Below are 1,826 nucleotides of genomic sequence, written 5' to 3' on the forward strand. Positions count from 1 at the left end.
AATTTGGCTCGGTAGCTCAGTTGGTAGAGCAATGGATTGAAGCTCCATGTGTCGGCGGTTCGATTCCGTCTCGCGCCATATTTTGTTTTATTAAGCGGGTGTAGTTTAGTGGTAAAACTACAGCCTTCCAAGCTGTTGTCGCGAGTTCGATTCTCGTCACCCGCTTTGAACGAAAGTTCATACCAAGTTTTTGAACTTGGGCGCGTAGCTCAGGTGGTTAGAGCGCACGCCTGATAAGCGTGAGGTCGGTGGTTCGAGTCCACTCGTGCCCATTAATAGGAGAATTACTCAAGAGGCTGAAGAGGACGGTTTGCTAAATCGTTAGGTCGGGTAACCGGCGCGGGGGTTCGAATCCCCCATTCTCCGTACGTAAAGGGAGCTTCTAGGCTCTTTTTTTGTATGTAAATCCCCCTTCTAGATCGTTAAAAGGGGGATTTGTTTATTACCAATTTGTTAGTGATATTTCTCCGCTATTTAGCCAGATAGTACGTTTGTTTGCAAGTTCGACTTGTAGTTGACCAGATTCTGAGATTTCTTTTGCAAGTCCTTTTTTAAGTTTTCCATCTAGCTGGAAGGTAACTTCTTTTCCAAGAACTAATGATCTTTCTTTATAGATATAAAGTAGCTCATCTGGATCCGTATTGTAGAAACAATTCCATATTTCGCTGATGAGCTCATTACGACTAATTGGTGCAGGTGGCATAAATAGGCTACCTGCTTTTTCTTTTAGGTCTTCTGGGAAGTCTGCTATAGAAAAATTTATACCAAGTCCGATAATGACATCTGTAACCAAGCCTGTTTCAACTGATGTCATTGCTTCGGTGAGGATACCTGCTATCTTTTTATTTTTTAAGTAGATGTCATTTACCCATTTGATATCTACTTCTATCATAGTTAGATTTTTAATGGCTTTGTAGGTTGCAGCAGCTACAAGGAGAGTATAGGAAGGGAGTTTTTCATAGGGAAGATTGGGTTGAATATGCAGGGACATATAGATCCCACCCTGAGATGGAGAATAGTAGGGGCGCTGAAAGCGGCCACGACCTGCTGTTTGACAGGTTGAAAGATAGAGTGTGTTTCCTTGGTTTCCAGCCTCAATCCCTTCTTTTGCATCTGTTTGTGTTGATTTTGTCTCAGGTTTGTAGCGAATGGTTAAGTTGGTTTTCTCCTGAATCAAATCAGGCAATATCAGATCGCCTTGAATAAGCTTGTATCCTCTATTTTTGATACTGTCAATTTCTAGGCCTTCTTGTTGAAGACGTTGGATCGCTTTCCATATGGATGTACGGCTTAAATTCAGTTCTTCTCCGATTTTTTCTCCGCTGACATAATCGTTTTCTCTAGCTAATATTTGGTAAACTAGTTGGTGTGATTTCATTGATTTTCCTTTCTAGCTAAGAGGGAGTGAGAGTATTCATTTCGAGTTTGACTAGGTGTTTTATGAAAAAACTGTTTGTAGGCTTTTGAGAAATGTAGTGGGTCTGAAAAACCTACAGAATATGCAATGACTTTGATCGTTTCATTTGTGTGTTCTAGTAACTGTTGAGCACGGTTCATTCGAACGAAAAGTAAATACTCTTTTGGAGAGAGTTGGTGAAATTCTTTAAACACACTAGTTAAGTAACTTCTATGAACCGATAGCTCTTTTGCTAAATCTTGAATGGTGAGCGATCGTGGATAGTGACTATCAATTAATTGTTTGCAGTCAAGATAGAGCTGGTGAGTTGATGAAATATTCTCTTTTTTCTGATTGGGAGCAATCGTTCCTAGATGAAACATTAGTTCATGGAGTTGTCCCATGATGTGGAGTTGAGCCAATTCATTAG

At 40.4% G+C, this 1,826-nt stretch carries 2 protein-coding genes and 4 tRNA genes; 4 read left to right on the forward strand and 2 right to left on the reverse strand.

Translation table 11 applies throughout. The annotated features are described in order from the left end of the window. Nucleotides 1-5 precede the first annotated feature (5 nt). The 4 genes from GMD4S_RS08495 (at nucleotide 6) to GMD4S_RS08510 (ending at nucleotide 366) form a co-directional block, all read left to right on the forward strand. Nucleotides 6-78: transfer RNA gene (locus GMD4S_RS08495), tRNA-Phe, on the forward strand. 16 nt (nucleotides 79-94) lie between these two features. Then, nucleotides 95-165, forward strand: a tRNA-Gly gene (locus tag GMD4S_RS08500). Nucleotides 166-198: 33 nt separating this feature from the next. Continuing rightward, a tRNA-Ile gene (locus GMD4S_RS08505) sits at nucleotides 199-272 on the forward strand. Between the two features lie 6 nt (nucleotides 273-278). Then, nucleotides 279-366 (forward strand) — tRNA-Ser (locus GMD4S_RS08510). 76 nt (nucleotides 367-442) lie between these two features. Here the strand turns inward: GMD4S_RS08510 and birA are convergent. Beyond that, complete coding sequence (birA, locus tag GMD4S_RS08515; RefSeq protein ID WP_000835303.1) at nucleotides 443-1,378, reverse strand: bifunctional biotin--[acetyl-CoA-carboxylase] ligase/biotin operon repressor BirA; 936 nt, start codon at nucleotides 1,376-1,378, stop codon at nucleotides 443-445. After that, the coding region (locus tag GMD4S_RS08520) for a helix-turn-helix transcriptional regulator (RefSeq protein ID WP_000292590.1) at nucleotides 1,375-1,826 on the reverse strand (452 nt) is incomplete at its 5' end. The genes birA and GMD4S_RS08520, both read right to left, overlap by 4 nt.

The sequence above is a fragment of the Streptococcus sp. GMD4S genome (assembly GCF_000296955.1).